The following is a 20,565-nucleotide window of genomic DNA, read 5'->3' as shown; positions in this document are numbered from 1 at the left end:
CCCAAGCGTCAGGCAGGAACAATCCTGTAAGTCAGACGATGTTTTGAAACTAAGCCGTGACCATGATTACAAAAGTAGTCAGTCGCGCCGCAGCTTCTGAGTTGCTCAAGGGGCTGATGGCAGTCGGGGCAGACAGGCTGATAGTGATAACGGACACCACAACCGGTACAGATAAGATCGGTGGCGTCCGGGGCTAAGGGTTGCTGACATTTTTCACAGGTTGCGCTCATTTTTTTCATCCGGCCAGGCAAATAAGCGCAATTCCAGGACAAAAAAAGAGGGCCATCTGGCCCTCGATCAGTTAACGCTTATTTTTCTTCATATGCGCCATCAAACGCTTGCGCTTTCGCTGTTGCGTCGGCGTCAGCAGATTGCGTTTACCTTCATAAGGGTTTTCACCCTCTTTAAACTGAATGCGGATTGGCGTCCCCATCACGTTCAGTGAACGACGGAAGTAGTTCATCAAATAACGTTTGTAGGAGTCCGGCAGGTCTTTAACCTGATTACCGTGTATCACCACAATCGGTGGGTTATAACCGCCCGCATGGGCATATTTCAGTTTAACGCGACGACCGCGAACCAGCGGTGGCTGATGGTCTTCCGCTGCCATGTTCATAATGCGCGTCAGCAGTGACGTGTTTACTCGCTTCGTGGAGCAATCGTATGCTTCCGTGACGGACTCAAACAGGTTGCCTACGCCGCTGCCATGCAACGCCGAGATGAAGTGCACGCGCGCAAAATCGATAAAGCCCAGACGGAAGTCGAGCGTTTCTTTGACTTCGTCACGGACTTCCTGCGACAAGCCATCCCATTTGTTCACCACGATCACCAGTGAACGTCCGCTGTTCAGGATAAAGCCCAACAGGGACAGATCCTGATCGGAAATGCCGGCACGCGCATCGATCACCAGCATCACGACGTTAGCGTCTTCAATCGCCTGCAACGTTTTGATTACCGAGAATTTCTCGACCGTATCCGTGATTTTTCCGCGCTTACGTACGCCCGCGGTGTCGATCAACACATACTCGCGACCGTCACGTTCCATGGGAATGTAGATACTGTCACGGGTGGTGCCTGGCATGTCGTAAACGACCACGCGATCTTCACCGAGAATACGGTTAGTCAACGTAGACTTACCGACGTTAGGACGGCCAACAATCGCCAGCTTAATTGGCAAGGTTGTAGGATCGAAATCATCCTCTTCTTCCTCTTCCTCACCGTTTTCTTCTGCCGCTAAGGCTGCCCAGTAAGCTTCGTTTTCGTCTTCTTCGGTCATCTCGACCGGATCGACCTTCTCCATCCACGGCAGCAGAGCAGTTTCAATCAGGCTGGTGACACCGCGACCATGAGAAGCGGCGATGGCGTGAATCTCACCCAGCCCCAGAGAATAGAAGTCTACGACCGCCTGATCCGGATCCAGTCCGTCAGTTTTATTCGCGACCAGAAACGTCGCTTTTTGGCGAGAGCGAAGATGTTTTGCAATTTGCTGATCGGCGGCCATCATGCCTGCGCGCGCGTCCACCATAAACAGCACAACGTCTGCTTCTTCAATCGCCAGCAGCGACTGCTCTGCCATACGCGTTTCAACACCGTCTTCGGTGCCATCAATACCGCCGGTATCGATAACAATAAATTCGCGCCCTTCCACTTCGGCGCGACCATATTTGCGATCGCGAGTCAGTCCAGGAAAATCCGCTACCAGCGCATCTCGTGTGCGGGTTAAACGGTTAAACAGCGTAGATTTTCCCACATTGGGACGCCCAACCAGCGCGACCACAGGTACCATAACAATGCCTCAATAATGTATTAAATCGCCCGAATGGCGTGATTATAACGGCTTTAGCCGCTCAGTTCAGGCTTAAGGCGCTAAGGATACCATGCCTGACTAAAAACGAAACGGCCCCTGATGAAATCAGGAGCCGTTGTGCCGGAAGGATAACCCTGCCTGACAACTTACCCGTTAGCGGGTAATGGCGTAAACTTCACCGTCTTTTGACTGAATCAGCAACTTGTCGCTGGCGACGACTGGCTCAGTCTGGAAGCCTGAACTGTCCAGCTTTTGCTGGGCAACAAAACGGCCGTCGGTGGTGTTCAGCCAGTGCAGATAGCCTTCGCTGTCACCGACCACAAGGTAGCCGTTATACAGGACCGGTGAAGTCAGATTGCGATGCAGCAGATCGCTTTGACGCCAGATAGCCACACCGCCATCCGCGTTGAGGGCAATCACGCGATCGTCCTGATCCACCAGGTAGATACGACCCGCATCCACAATCAGATCTTTCACACCGCCGATTTCACGTTTCCACAAAATCTGACCAGAACGTAAATCCAGTGCAGTCAGGTTACCGTTGTAGGCCAACGCATACACAACGCCGTTAACAATGACCGGCGTGGTATCCACATCGCTCAGACGGTCGATTTCTGTCGCACCGCTCGGCTGTGAAATACGCTGCTGCCAAATCAGCTGGCCCTGGTTCAGAATAACGGCGCTAACGCGGCCGTTATCGCCACCCACGATTGCGCCACCAAAGGCAACAGACGGGGCAGATTCACCGCGCAGTGACAGCGCAGGCATATCCAGGTTAACGGTCCATTTTACTGCACCGCTGGTTTGATCAAGTCCCTGCAGCATACCGTTGCTGGTGTGAACCAGTACCAGGCCATCGCTGACCACCGGACGCGACAGCGCTTCGCCCGCGGCTTTGGCTTGCCATGCAATCGCACCATCGCTGGTGTTCAGTGCATAGACCTGGCCACGTTCGCTGCCGATGTAGAGGCGGTCGCCACTCACGGTGATACCGCCAGACAGCATGGCAGAGCGGTTTTTCGAGAAGAAGCCGGTTTTCTCAGAGAGATCGACTTTCCATTTTTCTTTACCATCCGCCGCGTCGAGCGCTTTTACGATACCAAAGCGGTCAGCAGCATAAACGGTGCCGTCTTGCCAGGTCGGGTGCAGGTTAGAGTAGAAATCACCGATTCCATCACCCACGCCAGTGCTCCACACGGTCTGAGGCGTGAACTGATTTTCCACCTTCGGCAATGGGGCCATTTTCACTACATCTTCTTCGCCGCTGAACAGCGAGCAACCACTGAGCAAGGTGACTGAGATCAGCCCCGGCAGCAGGTATTTACGTAATTCCATGCGCTCTCTCTTGACTGGCTTAGCTTAAGTTATTCATCTTCATCTGCATCATTTGCTTCAGTGCAGGAGACGCATCAGATTCGACGCCTTTGCTCCATGCATCGCGCGCGCCCTGCTTATCGCCTTTGCTCAGCAGCGCTTCGCCGCGGATGTCAGCGACAATGGCTGTCCAGCCATCACCCTTCACACCGTCAAGGGTTTTAAGTGCTGCATCAGCCTGATTTTGTTGCAGTTGAATGCGTGCCAGACGCAGGTTAATGACCGCCTGCAGGTTGGCATCTTTCGTGTCTTTCAATCCGTTTTGCAGCAGGGTTGCGGCTTTGTCCAGCTGATTGCTGTCGACATACTGCTTCGCCAGATCCAGTGCCGCCAGGGCACCGTAGGTATTACTGTTTTCGCTGGCGAAAGTGTTTACCGCTTCCAGCGTTTCTGGCTTACCGGCCTGCATCGCACTGGTGACTTTCTGGTATTCAGCTGACACGGTTTTAGCTGAATCCTGCTGATGGCTGGACCAGTAACGCCAGCCGCCCAGCGCAGCGATCCCGATGACGACACCGACAGCTAAGGCTTTACCGTTGTTGGCGAAAAAGCGACGCAGCGCATCAACCTGTTCGTTCTCATTGCTATAAACTTCCACGCAATCCTTCTCCTTTCAATGGTTGTGCTGTGACACGCTTACTGCAACAGCGTGCGCAGTGCAGCAGCCGCATCTGCCTGCGCCAGCGTTTGCTGTTCGCCATTGCGCAGATCTTTAATCACGACCTGACCGGCCTTCTGTTCATCTTCACCCAGCACCAGAGCAACGCGAGCGCCCCACTTATCCGCACGGGCAAACTGCTTCTTGAAGTTACCGCCACCAAAGTTGGTCATCAGTTTTATGTCGGGCAGTTGGTCACGCAGCTTTTCAGCCAACTGCATCGCCGCTGACTGAACCCCCTGGCCGGAAGCGATAACATAGACATCGACATTGCGCGCGGGTTCAAATTCGGGATTAACCGCCTGCACTAACAACACCAGGCGCTCCATTCCCATGGCAAAACCAACCGCAGGCGTTGCCCGACCGCCCAGTTGTTCGACCAGGCCATCATAACGACCACCACCGCAAACGGTGCCCTGCGATCCCAGGCTGTCGGTAACCCATTCAATCACCGTGCGGTTGTAATAATCCAGCCCGCGCACCAGGCGCTGATTGACTGTATAGGCAATACCGGCGTCGTCCAGCAGCGCACGCAGACCGTCAAAATGCTCGCGTGACTCCGCATCCAGATAATCGCCCAACTGGGGCGCATCATTTAACAACGTCTGAATATCGGGGTTTTTGCTGTCGAGTACACGCATTGGGTTGCTGTACATGCGGCGCTTGCAGTCTTCGTCCAGCGCGTCTTTGTGCTGTTCCAGAAATGCCACCAGCGCGTCGCGATAGCTGGCACGGGCTTCAAGCGAACCAATGGAGTTCAGTTCCAGACGAACATGATCGGCGATACCCAGCGCTTTCCACCAGCGCGCATTCAGCATAATCAGTTCGGCATCAATATCCGGCCCCTGCAGGCCAAACACTTCAACGCCTATCTGATGAAACTGGCGATAGCGCCCTTTCTGAGGTCGCTCGTAGCGGAACATCGGGCCCATGTACCACAGGCGCTGTTCCTGATTATAAAGCAGACCGTGTTCGATACCTGCACGCACGCAGCCTGCCGTCCCTTCCGGACGAAGCGTCAGGCTTTCGCCATTGCGATCGTCAAAGGTATACATCTCTTTTTCAACCACATCGGTAACTTCACCAATGGCGCGTTTGAACAGAGGAGTCTGCTCTACGATAGGTAAGCGAATTTCGCTGTAACCATAGTTCGCCAGCACTGACTTCAGTACCGCTTCAATCCGTTGCCAGATGGCCGTATCCGCAGGCAGAAAATCGTTCATCCCGCGAATCGCTTGAATATTCTTCGCCACGTTAAAATCTCTTAATACAAAAAAACCTGTCCGGCATCATACCTCATGAGGATGAAACCGCACAGGCTCAGCTAAAAAAGTCATGCATGCCGTACAGGAACCGGATTATTTTTCCAGTTGCTGCACGTCAATACTACGGGATTCATCCAGCATGGCCGCTTTGGCACGAATGCGCGCTTCCAGTTGATCGATCATATCGTCATTATCCAGACGCACGCGCTGACGCACGCCATCTTCATAGAAGCCGCTTTTCTTGTTGCTGCCAGTCACGCCCAGCGTGGATACCGTGGCTTCGCCCGGACCATTCACCACACAGCCGATAATGGAGACGTCCATCGGGGTGATGATGTCTTCCAGGCGCTGCTCCAGGGCGTTAACCGTACCGATAACGTCAAACTCCTGACGTGAACAGGTCGGGCAGGCAATGAAGTTGATACCGCGAGAACGAATGCGCAGCGACTTCAAAATATCAAAGCCGACTTTCACCTCTTCAACCGGATCGGCGGCCAGAGAAATACGCAACGTGTCGCCAATCCCTTCGGCCAGCAACAGCCCCAGGCCGATAGCGGACTTCACCGCACCTGCGCGCGCGCCGCCCGCTTCGGTAATCCCAAGATGCAGAGGCTGCTCGATTTGTTTTGCCAGCAGACGATAAGATTCAACCGCCAGAAAAACATCCGAGGCTTTAACGCTGACTTTGAATTGATCGAAGTTGAGGCGATCCAGATGATCGACATGTCGCATCGCTGATTCCAGCAGGGCCTGAGGTGTAGGTTCACCGTATTTTTCCTGCAGATCTTTTTCCAGCGATCCGGCGTTAACACCGATACGAATGGGGATATTTTTATCGCGGGCGCAGTCAACGACGGCGCGAATACGCTCGTTATTACCGATATTGCCCGGATTAATACGCAGGCAGTCCACGCCGTATTCAGCCACTTTAAGCGCGATACGGTAGTCAAAGTGGATATCAGCCACCAGCGGCACATTGACCTGCTGCTTAATCAGCTTAAAGGCTTCTGCGGCATCCATGGTCGGTACCGAAATGCGCACGATATCAACGCCCACGCGCTCAAGGGCTTTAATCTGGTTTACCGTCGCGGCCACGTCAGTGGTGCGGGTGTTGGTCATCGACTGGACGGCGATTGGCGCGCCGTCGCCAACGGGCACCTGGCCGACGTAAATACGTTTGGACTTACGGCGGATAATGGGTGCTTGGTTATGCATATTTCTTCTCCACAATTGCCCGGTACACGCGATACGCTGTTATTGCGCACCCAACGTCAGGCGAGCAACCTGGTTATTACGGATAAAACGACTTAAATCAACGGGTTTATTCTGATATTGCACCTGAACAACGGATGGCGCGCCAATTTTCAGACGATAAGGCGCTATGCCTGACAGGCTCAGCTTGCCGCCGCTACGCTGAATACCGCTGAACAGTTTTTTACCGGTAGCATCCGTGACGTCCAGCCAGCAGTCGCCTGTAAAGGTCATGACCACTGAATTGGGATCGGCAGCCGGTTCGCTGACCGCCGCTGCGCCTACTGGCATCTGCTGCGCAGTGTTGGCCGGTGCAGTGCTACTGGTATCAGTCGGTGCCTGCGAAGGCGACACGACCGCGTTGTTCTCTTCCTGCTGCGTCGCCGCAGCCGTGTTATTGCCGTTACTGCTTTCAGCGGGGGCCGTGCTGGTCGCTGCGCCAGTGTTAGCCGGTGTACTGCTGGTATTATTGTTCAGCGGTACGCTGGTGCTGTTATCCGTTGATGCGGCGTTAGTTTGCCCTAACGGGATTGACTGGCTGCTGTCGCTGCTACTGCCGTTCTGATCGGCCATCGACACCAGTTCATCCTGAGAGGCTTTATGGTTCTGCCACCACCAGGCACCCGTCAGACCGACCACCACGAAGATCACCAGCCAGGTGAAAATCATCAGCCAGCCATCGCGTTTCTTACGGCGTTTGCCCAGGGAAAAACTCTGCATCGGCTCAATTTTTGTGGCGCGAACCGGCGTCTGTTTTTCCATCATCGGCAGCAGTTCCTCTTCAGGAATATGCACCAGACGGGCATAAGAACGGATGTAACCGCGCAGGAAGGTAGAGGCTAAATTCGCAGGTAATCTGTCTTCTTCAATTTCACGTACGGTAGAAAGTTTAAGGCACAGGCGTTCAGCAACATGTTGCTGCGTGAGTCCCATTTGTTCACGGGCCAGACGCAGGCGTGTACCTGTGGAATGAACTGCAGAATTTTCTTGAGTGGCTTCAGTATTCATTAGCTAAATAACGCTGGTACTGTATCGATTGCGGAAAACGTCGCGCTAACTGGTCGCCATAACGTGAAACGTCTGCGGCATTTCCCTGTTGCGCGGCGAAACGTATGTGTAACGCCAGGCTGCGTGCCGTCGTCGGCAGCGGCTGGTAAAGCTCTAATAATAGCGCTACGTTAGCCCACTGGTCATTTTCGACCGCGCTTTCAGCTTCGGCTAGTAGCGCCTCTCCTTTACTCTGGTCCGCATCGAGCGCATATGACAACGCAGCACGCGCTGCCTGTCTGTCCCCTGCCCGCAGATAACAATACCCCGACAGTTCATACGCATCGATACGGGCGTCTCCTTCCTGCGCACCCTTCGCCCGGATAAACTGTTGATGCGCATCATCATACTGCCCTAAAGCGCAAAGAAACGCACCGTAATTGTTAGGGATGTAACCATTATGTGGCGCAATTCGCTGCGCATTTGAAAAATGGAAATGCGCAGCGGCGTTTTGCCCTTGCCGCTGAGCCAGCCTGGCTAAGGCCAGGGGCACCCGGTAATCCTGGGGATCAGCAGCCTGTGCCCGCAGGAGATTGCGGCGCGCAGCAGGGTAATCTTCCACTGCCAGGTAGTGCATACCCAATTGCAAACGCAGTTCTGCTGCCCCGGGTTGTGACGGTGAACTGACACAACCGCTTACAACAAAAACGGCCAGTAATGCCGCGCGCATCCCTTTGCACATATCGTCTCCATCCTGTTATCTCTGTGGCGGGCATCAGCCTGCCACGCAGAGACAGAATGGGAAACGCTGTTAATCAGCCTTTCAGAGCGCCTTCACAGATATCGCTTCGCCCGCCATTTTCTTACGCAGGGTACGCTTGGTACGGTCAATGACTTCACCGGCTAACTGACCGCAGGCGGCATCAATATCATCACCACGGGTTTTACGCACAATGGTGGTAAAACCGTAGTCCATCAGCACCTTAGAAAAGCGGTCGATACGGCTGTTAGAGCTCCGGCCATAAGGCGCACCCGGGAAGGGGTTCCATGGGATCAGGTTGATTTTACAGGGCGTTTCTTTCAGCAATGCTGCCAGTTCATGCGCATCATCCGTGCTGTCGTTAACATGATCCAGCAACACATACTCGATGGTGACACGTCCCTGGTTTGCATTGGATTTACCAATGTAGCGTTTAACCGCGGCCAGGAAAGTTTCAATATTGTACTTCTTGTTAATGGGTACGATGTCGTCGCGCAGTTTGTCATTTGGCGCATGCAGCGAAATCGCCAACGCAACGTCAATCATGTCACCCAGCTTGTCGAGGGCCGGAACCACGCCCGAGGTCGACAAGGTGACACGGCGTTTTGACAAACCAAAACCGAAGTCATCCAGCATGATTTCCATAGCCGGGACGACATTATTCAGGTTAAGCAACGGCTCGCCCATGCCCATCATCACCACGTTGGTGATAGGACGCTGGCCGGTGACTTTGGCGGCACCGACAATTTTTGCAGCACGCCAGACCTGGCCAATAATTTCTGAAACGCGCAGATTGCGGTTAAAGCCTTGCTGTGCCGTCGAGCAGAATTTACATTCCAGTGCGCAACCCACCTGAGATGACACGCACAAGGTCGCGCGCTCACCTTCCGGGATATAAACCGTTTCAACCAGCTGATCGCCTACGCGAATAGCCCATTTAATGGTGCCATCCGTTGAGCGCATCTCTTCGGCCACTTCCGGGGCGCGAATTTCGGTGAGTTCCATTAAGCGGTTACGCAGCTTCTTGTTAATGTCGGTCATCTGCTCGAAATCATCGCAGCAGTAGTGGTAAATCCACTTCATCACCTGATCGGCACGGAACGGTTTTTCACCGAGCGAGACAAAAAATTCACGCATCTGCTGACGGTTAAGATCCAGCAGGTTGATTTTTTGGCTCTTCGGAGAGACGGAAATAGGCGAGGTGGACGCGGACGTCACAATCTGTTCGGACATAATGTTCTCTGGCCTCGTTGTTACACGTTATGGCGCTGTTGGGAAAAGAAAAAAATTACGCCTTCACTAAGCTGACTCAATGAAGGCGCAATATTGTACAACATCTGCTGCCTGATAACAGGTGAGACTTGCCTGTGTTCAGCAGATTTTTGTAAAGCCGCGTACGCGTCAGCCGCTAAGGGATTAACGCGTGCGTGGGCAGATTTCGTTTTCGCCGAAGAAGTAGGCAATTTCACGGGCTGCTGATTCTGCAGAATCTGAACCGTGAGTGGCGTTCTCGGTGAAGCTGTCAGCATAGTCAGCACGCAGTGTACCGGCCAGTGCGTTAGCAGGGTTAGTTGCACCCATCAGGTCACGGTGACGCTGAACGGCATTTTCACCTTCCAGCACGGAAACCACAACCGGGCCAGACGTCATGAATTCAACCAGACCGTCGAAGAACGGCTTGCCCTGGTGCTCTGCGTAGAAACCTTCAGCCTGCTCTTTGCTCAGCTGCAGCATTTTTGCGCCAACGATTTTAAAGCCTGCGCTTTCAAAACGGTTGTAGATAGCACCGATCACGTTTTTCGCGACGGCGTTTGGCTTGATGATAGAAAAAGTACGTTCGATTGCCATGATGACCTCTGTCTTGACGTTCTGAAGAAACCGGAGGCGCGCCCCGGCTAAGAAACGGCGCCGATTATAGGGGTTGAGTGTGACGTTGCCTATCACAGAACCCATAATTTATTGAAAAATCTTGATCTGCGTCTGTGCGGACAGCTTTCCACTGTGATTTAGCGCAAAAAACACTCAATCGCGGGTAAAGCCGACGGAGGCGAGTTGAGCGGCTTCATCCATCACCACCAGCTGATAATCGCCAGCCCGGTCGAGCCGCAGCGACAGCGTGCCGTTCTGACTTTCCGTCTCAAGCGGCTCGCCATTTAAAAACCACCAGCGCTGAACGCCCTGACCACCCTGCACCGCCACCGGCATCACCAGCGTCGTAGTACCCGGCAGCGGCTGAACGCGCTGTCCTTCGATAACGCCGGTGACAATCAGCGGCGCGCTGCTGCCCTGCTGCAAGGGCGGACACCGGGTGTCGATAGCGGGTAAACGCTGCGCCCGACGCTCCTGCGGGGGCAGCCAGGCCTCCAGCGGCAGCGGCCACACCAGGCGTTCATGGCTGATAGCATGCGGGCAATCCGCCGCAACCCGCAAACCCTGTTCGTTCTGCCAGTAGTGCAGGCGTAAGCCGCTCAGGCTTTCCTGCCCCGGCGCGAGTAAGGTGGGCGGTAGCGTCTCATTTAACACCCAGCTCTGCCGCCGCTGTCGACAGTTCTCATCCCCGGCAGGCAATGGCTGACCGCCAGGCCAACAGATGCTGGCCACGCTGACCGACGCTGGACGCGGATCGGTGGGCATTTCCTGAGCGGCTACGCGGTTCATCAGTACGCTGTTAATTTGATTCATGACAGGCACGGCAGACGCGAAGCCAAATTGGCCGGCCACCGGAGTGGCATCCGGTCGTCCAACCCAGACGCCGATTAAATAACGAGGATTTATCCCCACCGCCCACGCATCGCGGTAGCCATAGCTGGTGCCGGTTTTCCACGCCAGCGGTGCGACAGCAGGCGCGCTGCCATTGCCAGCAGGCTGAGCCTCTCCCGCCAGAATACGGCGGATAATCCAGGCGGCCCCCGGCGACAGCAGCCGGCGCGCCTGTAAAGGTTGATCGGCCATCCAGCGCAGTTGAGCGGCGTTGCCATGACGGGCAAAGGCACTATAGGCCGCGACGATATCATCCATGCGCGCCCCGGTGCCGCCGAGTATCAAGGAGAGGTTTGGCTCCGCCCCCGGTGGGAAACGTAAATTCAGCCCCACGTTGCGCAGACGTGCGGCGACATTTTTGGGGCCAAGCGCCTCCAGCAGTTGAACGGCGGGCAGGTTTAGCGATCGTACTAATGCCTCGCTGGCACTGACCGGGCCATGAAAACCGGTATCGAAGTTGCCTGGGCGGTAATCGCCAAAGCGGCGCGGGACATCCTGCAGTAAGGACTCGGCATGAATGAGCCCATCGTCCAGCGCCATGCCATAGACAAAGGGTTTTAATACCGAGCCTGGCGAACGCACGCTGGCAATCATATCGACATGACCAAACCGGCTGTCATCACTAAAGTCTACGGAGCCGACATAACCCCGTACCGCCATTGTCGTGTGATCCACCACCAGCATCGCCAGCGAGGTCCGTGGGGGGAGCTGGTTTTTAACATTCAGCGCCATGTTTTCCAGCTCACGCTGCAGGGACGGGTCCAGCGTCGAGACAATTTTATCGTGCGTGGTCATCGACAGCAGTCGTCGCGCCAGCAACGGTGCCATCTGCGGCATCTGGCGCGGCGGAAGCCAGACCGGCTCCTCGCGGATTTCGGCGACCTGGCGGGGCGACCAGACATGATACTGTGCCAGCCTGTCCAGCACCTTGTTACGTGCGGCTTCCGCCCGCTCTGGCCAGCGATCGGGGCGCAGACGACTGGGTGCCTGCGGCAATACGGCCATCAGGGCCGCTTCGCCTCGTGTCAGCTGCGACGGGGCTTTTCCCAGCCAGCTCCAGCTTGCCGCCCCAATCCCTTCCAGCGTGCCACCAAAGGGCGCGCGATTCAGATAAAGCGTTAAGATGTCGCGTTTAGAAAGATGCCACTCCAGTTGCAGAGCGCGCCATGCCTGAATCAGCTTGCCGCGCAGTGTTCGCGGTTGCGGGTCAATGAGTCGTGCCACCTGCATGGTTAAGGTGCTGCCGCCCGAAATGACGCTGCGATGACGCAGATCCTGCCAGGCTGCGCGAAGCAGGGCCAGGGGATTAATGCCGGGATGGTACCAGAACCAGCGATCTTCATAGGTCAGCAACGCCTGTAAATAGGCCGGCGAGACGTCACTGGGGGTGACGGGATAGCGCCAGATGCCCTGGCTGTCGGCAAAGCGCCACAGTGGCGTGCCATCCTCGGCGACCACCACGCGTGCGGGCTGCACCTCTTTGAGGGGCAAGGGGAATAACCGATCCAGAATCAGCGGGATAAACAGCAAGGCCAGAATAAAAAGCGGCAGGGCTACCCACCGCTTTTTGATGTGCCTGTTTTTGATCACAACCCGGCCCGGCTACGGTTGTACATGCAGCTGTTGCGGCGTAGCGCCAATCGCCCGCCACTCAGGTACGTACATCGATTCCACCTGCGGTGGCGGCATGTGGTAGAGGCCCGGCGTCACCGCGCGCGCCAGATACATCAAGGTGGCAGGACGATAAGTATCCACTGCCAGCGCGGCAACGAAGCGATCGTCACGGAACTCAATATGCCGGATGTTGGCCTGCTGCATATCCATCATGCTCTCTTTTAACGCATCCGCACTGTCACCCAGGCTGGCACTGCTGTCTGCCAGATTCTGGTTTTCCAGCTCCAGTCCGGCCGGTAACAGATCCACGACCAGCGCATCGCTGATGCGGCGTTTCGCAGCCACGGTAAGACGGACCACCAGCAATTCACCGCTGCGCAGATTATTGAGATCCGCCAGTTTACCGTCCAGGGTGAAGTACTCTCGCTTAACGGACAGCATATGGCTGACCGGATTCGGCGGCGTCAGCGGATAACTGACCACATTCAGGCTGCCATACAGCGGTGCCGTGCCAGGGTTGCTCACCTCAACGCCTTGCGCCAGTTGTTGATTATCCAGCCCTTTATTCACAGGCCCACTGCTGCTTACGGGCGGTTGATGACCCTGTAATATCGCCTGCCAGTCCTTACCCTGTGCGGTTTGCAGCGTGCGCGCCGCCAGGTAAAGCGCATTGTTCTCCTGGGTGGAGAGCCAGCGCTTCCCGTTCAGCTCTTTTGACAGTGACAGCAGCAGGCTGTTTTGCAGTTCCGGCTGCAGCTGATATTCCGCTAACAGGGCGATCATCATCCCCTCATCGCGCACCGTGCTGCCATAGTCGCCAAACCAGCGGCTTTCAGGTCGTGACAGCGTGGCGCCCTGCATCACAGCCAGCGGCGAACGCTGTCCATCCCCCATCAGCTTCAGCGCTACACCCAACTGCATCAGCGCCAGCCCCGATTTGGCCTTGTCACGCTTTTCGTAAAGCGCACGCAACGCGCCCAGTGGCGCACGCTGCTGACGCGCCAGCACCAGGCCGGCATAAGCCTGAACGCTGAAACGCAATGCATCGGTGTCGGCACTGCCACCGGCGGTGATTTGTGAAGGGTCCTGTAAATAACGCAGCAGCCGTGCGTTAGCCCGATCAATCACGTCAGGGGGCAAGGCATAGCCCGCTTCGCTGGCGCGCAGTAAAAAGTCGGTAACATAAGGTGTAAGCCAGAACTCCTCTTCACTCTGCTTACTCCACAACCCAAAACTGCCGTCAGCACGCTGCATCCCGGCCAGACGGGCGATGCCGGTGTCAACGGCGGCCCGACGAACGTCATCACTGCTGGTTTTTATCCCCATAGCGCTGAGCTGCGCCTGACTGGTATAGAGCGACGGCCAGAGACCGCTGGTGGTCTGCTCCAGACAGCCATAGGGATAGGCATAAAGCGCACTGATGTAGCTGGCGATATTTAAAGGCGGACGATTACTCAGAGTCAGTTGTCCACTCAGGGTTTCTGCATCCAGACCCGCAAATGCCGCCGCCGTGACCTGCCAGGGGCTATCGTGGTCAATGACAGCGGCAAAACTGAGGGTTTGCGCAGGATAAGGCGGCCTTACGCCAATCTTCCACGTCTGCTGACTGGGCCGCACCGTCTCACCGGGCAGGTTCAGTCCTGAAATCTGCACCTGCACTTCGCCGTCACCAAACCCGGTTTTCGCCGTCACGGGCACCTGCAAGGTGGTCGTTTCGCCTTTTGCCAGCGTCACATTTTGTGTGGCCGCGCCCGACAGCCCTATCAGACCTTTGGCAGTCAAATCTACCTTCAGGGTTTGCGGCAGGTCCGTCAGATTGGTGATATCCAGTGCCAGTGACGCGCTGTCCCCGCTGGCCAGAAAACGCGGCGTGGCCAGTTCGCTGACCAGCGGGGCAGCCACCACCAGTTTGCGTTCTGCTGCGCCAAAGCTGTCATCGCTCCAGACCTGCGTCATCAGCCGCAGCTCGCCGTTAAAGGCCGGGATGGGCAGTGTCACTGAGCCCTTGCCGTTTTTATCCAGCGTAACGGCCTGAAGTTGCTGTGCCACGATATTGACATGGGTGACCGGTTTTTTACCGCCGCGCGTCATGGATTCGTCTTCACCGTCTCCGCCAAAGCGCAGAGCGGCCAGCCGTCCACCGCCTTCAATCAGTTGACCAAACACATCGTACTGATCGACGTTATAACGCTTGCGACCGAAAAAAGCCGTCCAGGGATCTGGCGTTTTATAATCCGTCACGCTTAACACACCGCTGTCTACCGCTGACAGCAGGACGTGCACCTTGTCAGGCAGCGGGCCGCCTTCACGGCTGGCCTGAACGTTCACCGTCAGGTTCTGCTCAGGACGGACCTTATCGGGTGCGTCCAGCGTCAGCGTTAAACGTCGCGCCTCGGTCGCCATCGGCAGATGTAACAGTCCGATCGCCCGTTTCGGCGTTGCGCCGCTGGCCTTGTCCCCTTCCCGAACCACAATGGCACTGAAATAGAGATCGTGACGCTGCCAGTTGTCCGCGATCGGCACGTCCACCTGCGTTCCACCCTGCGGCACCGTTAAGGGTTGCCACCAGAGCGTCCCGCTGCTGGATTCCACCATCAGATAGCCTTTCCCGGCCGTGGGCGATTCGACCTGCAAATGGACGGTTTCACCCGGCTGATACGCGGCTTTATCCAGCTTCAGCTTGACCTGGTCCGGACGCAGTGCGCCTGTACCATTGGTATTATCCTGCCAGTCATAGCCCGCCTGAAAACGCACGCTGCTAATGATTTTTTCACCTGACTGGACCTCAAGCCGGTAGCTGCCCCACTCAACCGGGAAGCTGACCTTCGTGCTGCCGTCAGCGGGAATGCTGACAGATTGCTCATCTTCCTGCAGGTCTTTGGCATCGTAACGTGACTGCCAGCCTTCGCTGTCAGAGAAACTCCAGTAGTAATCACGCCGTTCACGAATCAAACGCACATCAAGCTTTTCTGCCGCCAGCTTAGCGCCCTGACTGTTGGCATAAACAATATCGAATTCTGCCAGGCTGTTTTCTGGCACGGTCGGCTCATCGTGATAGCTGTCATTGCGGTAATCGTAAACCGATTTATTGCCAAACAGCGGACGAATGCCGGGCAACGCGTCCGCGGGCCAGATGGCCTGAGTAGCACGTCGGGTGACCGGGCGACCGCCGGTTTCCAGCAGGCTGGCCTGCAGTATCAGGTTCAGCGGTGAGTGAAGCTGATCCCACTGATTATCCACGGTCAGTTGCGCCTTGCCGTTGGCGTCAAGTTTAAGATCGACATCGTCCAGACTGCGCTTCAGGCCCTGTTCGGTGATGTCACCAAACTGGTAGCCCGGCAGCGCAGCAACCGCCTCACGGGCCGGACGCAGATAGAGCTGTCCCTGCAGCTGATTCCCTGCCGCAGGCGCGCCATACAGATAGCGCCCCTCAATGTCGAACGTAATATCGGCATCCGCTGGCTGGGGTTGCTCATCGTTTTTCAGCGTTAATGCCATGCGCTCAGGCAGAAAATCCTCAACGCGGAAATGCCACTGCCGTAGCTGGTTATCACCGGTATTCAGCCGCAGCATCCAGCCGCCGGTCATCGCCGAAGCCGGTAAAGCAAACCGCTGCTGATAGAAACCGTCCTGCGGCTGCCAGACCACCGTGCGCACTACCTCGCCGTCAGGCTGTACCAGTTCTGCTTTAACCGGTTGGGCCGGTAAAGGCTTGCCGTCAGCATCGCGCAGCAGCGCATTGACGATCACCGTTTCGCCAGGCCGATAAATGTCTCGTGGGCCGAAGACGAAGAGCTGTTTGTCATAGCCTTCGGGCCCCGCTACGGGGAATTCGGCTAAATCCAGAGCCGGACGCGCCAGGTCGATCAGCGAGGTTTGCTCGCCCTTCATGGCCAGCAGGAACTTGCCTTTTTCATCTGCATTAAGGCGCAAATGACCGCTGCTGTCGCTGGTGCCGTTTTGCAGCACCTGACCTTTATCATTCAACAGCCTGATACTGACGCCGGAAAGCGGTGCGCCGTTTTCCAGACTCTGTGCGAAGAGTTCAAACTGGGTGGGAAAACGGTGCAGCGACAGGCCGATATCGCTCAGGGTAAACAGCGTCGCAGGCATGCTGTAGTGATAAGTGCCTGCCTGCTTCATCACCGCCAGATAAACCCCTGGCTGCTGAAGCGGCTTAATATCTTTCAGCGGCAGCTGCAGTTTTTCCCGCGTATTACGGGCCGGGTTGAGTTCAAAGCGGCCGGTATACACCAGTTGGCTGGTTTTCAGCAGTTCCTGAGATTGCCAGGTAGACAGGTTGTTGCCGTAATTCCACTGGGATAGGAATTCCGCCAGGCCCGCATTTTTGATTCGGAAAAAATCCACATCCACCTGGTCCACGTTCAACGCCAGTACCGGCAGCCCCTGAGCGATACGCAATGGCAACAGGGAGCCTCGGCTGGCAAAGCCCACCATCGGCTCAATGTCACGGGTAGTGATTTTTTTGCTGTAGGCCGTTGTCAGCGTTTCACCGCTGGCGGCGCGCAAGCCCGAATCAACGGTCACGGTGAACTGACGAGAGGGTTCAGGATGGCGAAAACGCAGGGCTTTACGATTGCTGGAAAGCTCCCAACCACCATCGACTTTGCCGTGTTTATCGTCGATCAACCTGACCTTTTGCGCCAGATCCTGCTTGTCATCCAGCGGCTGATTAAAGGTTAAAACCAACGCCGCCGCGCCATCAAGCTGTAATTCAGAGAGATCGATAATGGTGAGCGGTTTGCTGGCCTGCGCGCTGGCTGCAGGGGTTTCTGCACTGACGGGAAAAACAGGTAAGGTGGCGACAGACAGCAGCGATCCACCGATCAGCATGCTGAACAGCAGCCGGTTAATGCGTTTTTTCATGGTAAATCCTTCACCGGGTCCCAGGGGAATTGTTGTATAACGCTGGGCAATTTCACATCAATGCTCGCATTTAATCAACGCTTCTCTTGAGATGGTGTGCACATTACCCGACACTGGCATGACAGATTGCTGAGATGAGGTTGTTATGACGACGCCACTGTTTGTGTCCGCCGACTGGTTACAAGAACACTACAATGATGAAACGCTGCAGGTACTGGACGCACGTATGCTGCCGCCAGGCATGGATGCGGTTCGCAATATCCAGGCTGAATACCTGGCGGGGCATTTGCCCCACGCACCTTTCTTTAATATTGAAGCACTTTCCGATCACACCAGCCCTTATCCGCATATGCTCCCGCGCGCTGAAAGTTTTGCCGTGGCCATGCGCGAGCTGGGTGTGAACAGTGATAAACATCTGATTGTTTATGATGAGGGCAACCTGTTTTCTGCGCCCCGCGCCTGGTGGATGCTACGCGCATTTGGTGTGGCGCAGGTTTCCATTCTGGCAGGCGGTTTACAAGGCTGGAAAGCCGCAGGCTTGACGCTGGCGGAGGGCGAAGTGAGCCTGCCTGAAGGTGAATTTGACGCAGAGTTTGATGACGGCCTGGTGAAACGCCTGACTGACGTGCTGCTGATTAGCCATGAAGGTGGTGCGCAAATTGTGGATGCGCGCGCGGCTAACCGCTTCAATGCCGAGGTAGATGAACCGCGTCCCGGTTTACATCGCGGGCACATTCCCAACAGTTTGAATCTGCCGTGGAACCTGCTGGTTGAACAGGGACAACTGAAGCCGGCATCCGAACTGCGCGCCCTGTTTGCCGAAGCAGGCGTGGATATTCATCAACCCATTGTCGCCACCTGTGGCTCAGGCGTGACCGCAGTCGTGTTGATTCTGGCGCTGACGTCGCTGGGTGTCCGGGATGTCTCGCTCTATGACGGTTCCTGGGGCGAATGGGGCAGCCGGGACGATTTGCCGATTGCGAAATAAGGAAACGCGCGGCCAGAGCGGCCGCGCGCGTTGTCAGATAATACGCTGACCGCCTTTGAACTCGCGCAGGAAGCTTCCCCAGCGGCGTTCATAAAAGGGCGTAATGTGGGCGGTAAAAAAGTGGCTAATGCCGCGATCTTCTGCCGTGACCTCGCAGATATCAATGGGTGCATCATCCAGTAATGTGTCGCTGGCAACGCTGCCGGCGGCCTGAATAATCGTCTCAATATCGCTGTCCGCTTCAATTCCAATCAGCAAGTTAGCCTGCTCATCAGCATGTTCTCGGATGCTGGCAACAAAGGCGCGTTTCACCTGCTTATATTTACTAAACAGCTGGGTCAGCGAGTCGATCATCTGAGCGGGCGGCTCTGCCACTTCTGACAGCAACAGCGACTGTCCCCCTTCCAGCACGCTTTGCTGCGTGAGTGCACTGCCTTCTTCGCCCAGCAGATGGCTGATTTCCGCGGCGGAGAACTCTTTGCCGGTAGGCAGTTTTGGATTGAGAAACAGGGTTTCGCCGCGCGTCATTTCAAACAGGGTGCGCACGGGTAAACGTAAATACGCCTGTTCGTCATCGACGGCGTCGCTCATTGCCTGTTCGGAAGTAAAAAACGGAATGACGCTGCTGCCATCCTCTTTCTCCCAGTGCTGGAGATCGACTGGCGTGCTGGCATCCAACTGCTGGCTGGTACTTTCGCCGGGGACCCAGACATCGGCTTCCAGCAACAGCTGGAAAAATTCAGGCCGGTGCGCAGGCTCGGTCGCTGCCAGCTTCAGTACCTCTTCAAGACGGTTCATAGTTTACTTCTACCTTCAGAAAGCGGTGGCCAGGCCACCGCTGGATTGCGCTTATTTCAGTAACAGGTTGGCGAGGGTCCGCACTCCAAGACCGGTTGCACCGGCAGCCCACTGATCCACCGCGCTTTTGCGGTAAGTTGCTGAGCAGTCAATGTGTAACCAGCCCTGCTGATAGTTGCTGACGAAGTACGACAGGAACGCGGCAGCGCTGCTGGCACCCGCCGAGTGCGCCGGGCTGGCGATGTTGTTCAGATCGGCAAAGTTCGACGGCAGATGGTTGCGATGGAATTCTGCCAGCGGCAGACGCCAGAAAGGTTCGTTTTCGCTGACTGCGCTGCCCATCACCGACTGCGCCAGATTATCGTCAAAGGTAAAGAGTGCGTGATAATCGTTACCCACCGCCGTTTTCGCTGCACCGGTCAGGGTTGCCGCATCGATCAGAAGCGTCGGGTTCTGCTCGCTGGCATCAATCAGACCATCAGCCAGCACCAGGCGGCCTTCAGCGTCGGTGTTCATCACTTCCACTGACTTGCCGTTGCGGTAACGAATAATGTCGCCCAGCTTAAAGGCGTTGCTGCTGACCATGTTATCCGCGCAGCAGAGATAGAGCTTAACGCGCTTATTCAGGCCGCGAGAGATTGCCATAGCCAGTGCACCAGTCACGGTGGCTGCGCCGCCCATGTCTGACTTCATCGAGTCCATGCCAGCGCTCGGTTTCAGGCTGTAGCCGCCGGTATCAAAGGTAATGCCTTTGCCCACCAGACACGCGTAAACGGGAGCTTCGCTGTCGCCGGTTGGGTTGAAATCCAGCGCTAAAAAGACCGGCGGACGGTTGGAGCCGCGACCGACGGTGTGCAGGCCCATATAGCCTTGTTCACGTAAATCGTCGCCTTTGGTGATGCGATAGCTGACGGCTTCACCACCCAGTTCACTGAGTAAGTCGATAGCGCTGTGCGCCAGTGTTTCCGGGCCCAGATCGTCTGCAGGTAAATTGATGGTATCGCGCACCCAGCCCACGATCTTACGGCGGCGATCAAACTCCGCCTGCTCGTGTTCACCCAGTTGCGGCCAGTCCACCTGGTTTTTACCTTTTGGACCGCGATAGCCCTGCCAGAACGCCCAGCACTGCTCCAGGTGCCAGCCTTCACCCGCCAGCGCCACATGACGAATGCCCTGTCCATCCAGTTTACGGGCAGCCCGCTGGATGGTCATCAATGCATCCGCATCACGCAGGTGCAGCGTCATGCCGTTTTCGTTGCTGCTTAACAGCGCTTTTTCGCCCCAGCGCGCATCGGCGGGCTGGCTGCTGAGAGTTATCTTCATGGGTTGTGTATTCATTGTAGGGCTCCGTATTCGTTATTCGTTTCATCCAGCCTGTTTTTGCGACGGCTTTTAATTCAGATGTTACGCTGCACG

Annotated in this window: 15 protein-coding genes; 1 reads left to right on the top strand and 14 read right to left on the bottom strand. The window is 56.0% G+C overall.

The window, feature by feature from the left end:
• Window positions 1–8 precede the first annotated feature (8 nt).
• The 12 genes from CMR03_RS23585 to CMR03_RS23530 all read right to left on the bottom strand — a co-directional run bounded on the left by CMR03_RS23585 (window position 9) and on the right by CMR03_RS23530 (window position 17,363).
• The gene (locus tag CMR03_RS23585) at window positions 9–230 is read right to left on the bottom strand and encodes a zinc ribbon domain-containing protein (RefSeq protein ID WP_074181031.1); all 222 of its coding nucleotides are present in this window, start codon (window positions 228–230) and stop codon (window positions 9–11) included.
• A gap of 71 nt (window positions 231–301) precedes the next feature.
• Window positions 302–1,786 (bottom strand): ribosome biogenesis GTPase Der, encoded by a 1,485-nt coding sequence (der, locus tag CMR03_RS23580; RefSeq protein WP_063880560.1) that lies wholly within the window; start codon window positions 1,784–1,786, stop codon window positions 302–304.
• 174 nt (window positions 1,787–1,960) lie between these two features.
• A complete protein-coding gene (gene bamB, locus CMR03_RS23575) occupies window positions 1,961–3,142 on the bottom strand; it encodes an outer membrane protein assembly factor BamB (RefSeq protein ID WP_063880561.1) in 1,182 nt (393 codons plus the stop codon).
• A gap of 19 nt (window positions 3,143–3,161) precedes the next feature.
• Entirely contained in the window at window positions 3,162–3,779 is a 618-nt protein-coding gene (locus CMR03_RS23570) for a YfgM family protein (RefSeq protein ID WP_063880562.1), read from the bottom strand.
• 38 nt (window positions 3,780–3,817) lie between these two features.
• The gene (hisS, locus tag CMR03_RS23565) at window positions 3,818–5,092 is read right to left on the bottom strand and encodes a histidine--tRNA ligase (RefSeq protein ID WP_096012820.1); all 1,275 of its coding nucleotides are present in this window, start codon (window positions 5,090–5,092) and stop codon (window positions 3,818–3,820) included.
• A 105-nt stretch (window positions 5,093–5,197) separates the two neighbouring features.
• Window positions 5,198–6,319, bottom strand: a complete 1,122-nt coding sequence (ispG, locus tag CMR03_RS23560; RefSeq protein WP_096012819.1) for a flavodoxin-dependent (E)-4-hydroxy-3-methylbut-2-enyl-diphosphate synthase — start codon at window positions 6,317–6,319, stop codon at window positions 5,198–5,200.
• Window positions 6,320–6,358: 39 nt separating this feature from the next.
• Window positions 6,359–7,363: a cytoskeleton protein RodZ gene (gene rodZ, locus CMR03_RS23555; protein WP_096012818.1), complete on the bottom strand. Its 1,005-nt coding sequence runs from the start codon at window positions 7,361–7,363 to the stop codon at window positions 6,359–6,361.
• Window positions 7,353–8,084 (bottom strand): type IV pilus biogenesis/stability protein PilW, encoded by a 732-nt coding sequence (pilW, locus tag CMR03_RS23550; protein WP_063880566.1) that lies wholly within the window; start codon window positions 8,082–8,084, stop codon window positions 7,353–7,355. The genes rodZ and pilW overlap by 11 nt, the downstream gene beginning before the upstream one ends.
• An 81-nt stretch (window positions 8,085–8,165) precedes the next feature.
• A complete protein-coding gene (rlmN, locus tag CMR03_RS23545; RefSeq protein ID WP_063880567.1) occupies window positions 8,166–9,335 on the bottom strand; it encodes a dual-specificity RNA methyltransferase RlmN in 1,170 nt (389 codons plus the stop codon).
• 183 nt (window positions 9,336–9,518) lie between these two features.
• Window positions 9,519–9,950: a nucleoside-diphosphate kinase gene (gene ndk, locus CMR03_RS23540; RefSeq protein WP_003848684.1), complete on the bottom strand. Its 432-nt coding sequence runs from the start codon at window positions 9,948–9,950 to the stop codon at window positions 9,519–9,521.
• Between the two features lie 174 nt (window positions 9,951–10,124).
• On the bottom strand, window positions 10,125–12,452 hold the full coding sequence (gene pbpC / locus CMR03_RS23535) for a peptidoglycan glycosyltransferase PbpC (RefSeq protein WP_096012817.1): 2,328 nt from the start codon (window positions 12,450–12,452) through the stop codon (window positions 10,125–10,127).
• A 12-nt stretch (window positions 12,453–12,464) separates the two neighbouring features.
• Window positions 12,465–17,363: an alpha-2-macroglobulin family protein gene (locus tag CMR03_RS23530; protein ID WP_096012816.1), complete on the bottom strand. Its 4,899-nt coding sequence runs from the start codon at window positions 17,361–17,363 to the stop codon at window positions 12,465–12,467.
• A 145-nt stretch (window positions 17,364–17,508) separates the two neighbouring features.
• Here CMR03_RS23530 and sseA point away from each other — a divergent pair, with 145 nt between their 5' ends.
• On the top strand, window positions 17,509–18,351 hold the full coding sequence (sseA, locus tag CMR03_RS23525; protein WP_096012815.1) for a 3-mercaptopyruvate sulfurtransferase: 843 nt from the start codon (window positions 17,509–17,511) through the stop codon (window positions 18,349–18,351).
• A gap of 33 nt (window positions 18,352–18,384) precedes the next feature.
• On the opposite strand, the gene sseB is transcribed toward sseA, so the two are convergent.
• Complete coding sequence (sseB, locus tag CMR03_RS23520; RefSeq protein WP_096012814.1) at window positions 18,385–19,149, bottom strand: enhanced serine sensitivity protein SseB; 765 nt, start codon at window positions 19,147–19,149, stop codon at window positions 18,385–18,387.
• 51 nt (window positions 19,150–19,200) lie between these two features.
• Entirely contained in the window at window positions 19,201–20,487 is a 1,287-nt protein-coding gene (gene pepB, locus CMR03_RS23515; protein ID WP_096012813.1) for an aminopeptidase PepB, read from the bottom strand.
• Between the last annotated feature and the right edge of the window lie 78 nt (window positions 20,488–20,565).

The sequence above is a fragment of the Pantoea allii genome (genome assembly GCF_002307475.1).
GTDB lineage: Bacteria > Pseudomonadota > Gammaproteobacteria > Enterobacterales > Enterobacteriaceae > Pantoea > Pantoea allii.
Note: the sequence above shows the minus strand (reverse complement) of the source record. Positions and strands in the feature narration are given on the sequence as shown.

Coding starts and splice junctions, on each gene's coding strand:
- rlmN (WP_063880567.1), bottom strand. CDS start 9,335: ATGTCCGAACAGATTGTGACGTCCGCGTCCACCTCGCCTATTTCCGTC.
- ndk (WP_003848684.1), bottom strand. CDS start 9,950: ATGGCAATCGAACGTACTTTTTCTATCATCAAGCCAAACGCCGTCGCG.
- sseA (WP_096012815.1), top strand. CDS start 17,509: ATGACGACGCCACTGTTTGTGTCCGCCGACTGGTTACAAGAACACTAC.
- der (WP_063880560.1), bottom strand. CDS start 1,786: ATGGTACCTGTGGTCGCGCTGGTTGGGCGTCCCAATGTGGGAAAATCT.
- CMR03_RS23530 (WP_096012816.1), bottom strand. CDS start 17,363: ATGAAAAAACGCATTAACCGGCTGCTGTTCAGCATGCTGATCGGTGGA.
- sseB (WP_096012814.1), bottom strand. CDS start 19,149: ATGAACCGTCTTGAAGAGGTACTGAAGCTGGCAGCGACCGAGCCTGCG.
- bamB (WP_063880561.1), bottom strand. CDS start 3,142: ATGGAATTACGTAAATACCTGCTGCCGGGGCTGATCTCAGTCACCTTG.
- pepB (WP_096012813.1), bottom strand. CDS start 20,487: ATGAATACACAACCCATGAAGATAACTCTCAGCAGCCAGCCCGCCGAT.
- pilW (WP_063880566.1), bottom strand. CDS start 8,084: ATGTGCAAAGGGATGCGCGCGGCATTACTGGCCGTTTTTGTTGTAAGC.
- CMR03_RS23585 (WP_074181031.1), bottom strand. CDS start 230: ATGAGCGCAACCTGTGAAAAATGTCAGCAACCCTTAGCCCCGGACGCC.
- rodZ (WP_096012818.1), bottom strand. CDS start 7,363: ATGAATACTGAAGCCACTCAAGAAAATTCTGCAGTTCATTCCACAGGT.
- ispG (WP_096012819.1), bottom strand. CDS start 6,319: ATGCATAACCAAGCACCCATTATCCGCCGTAAGTCCAAACGTATTTAC.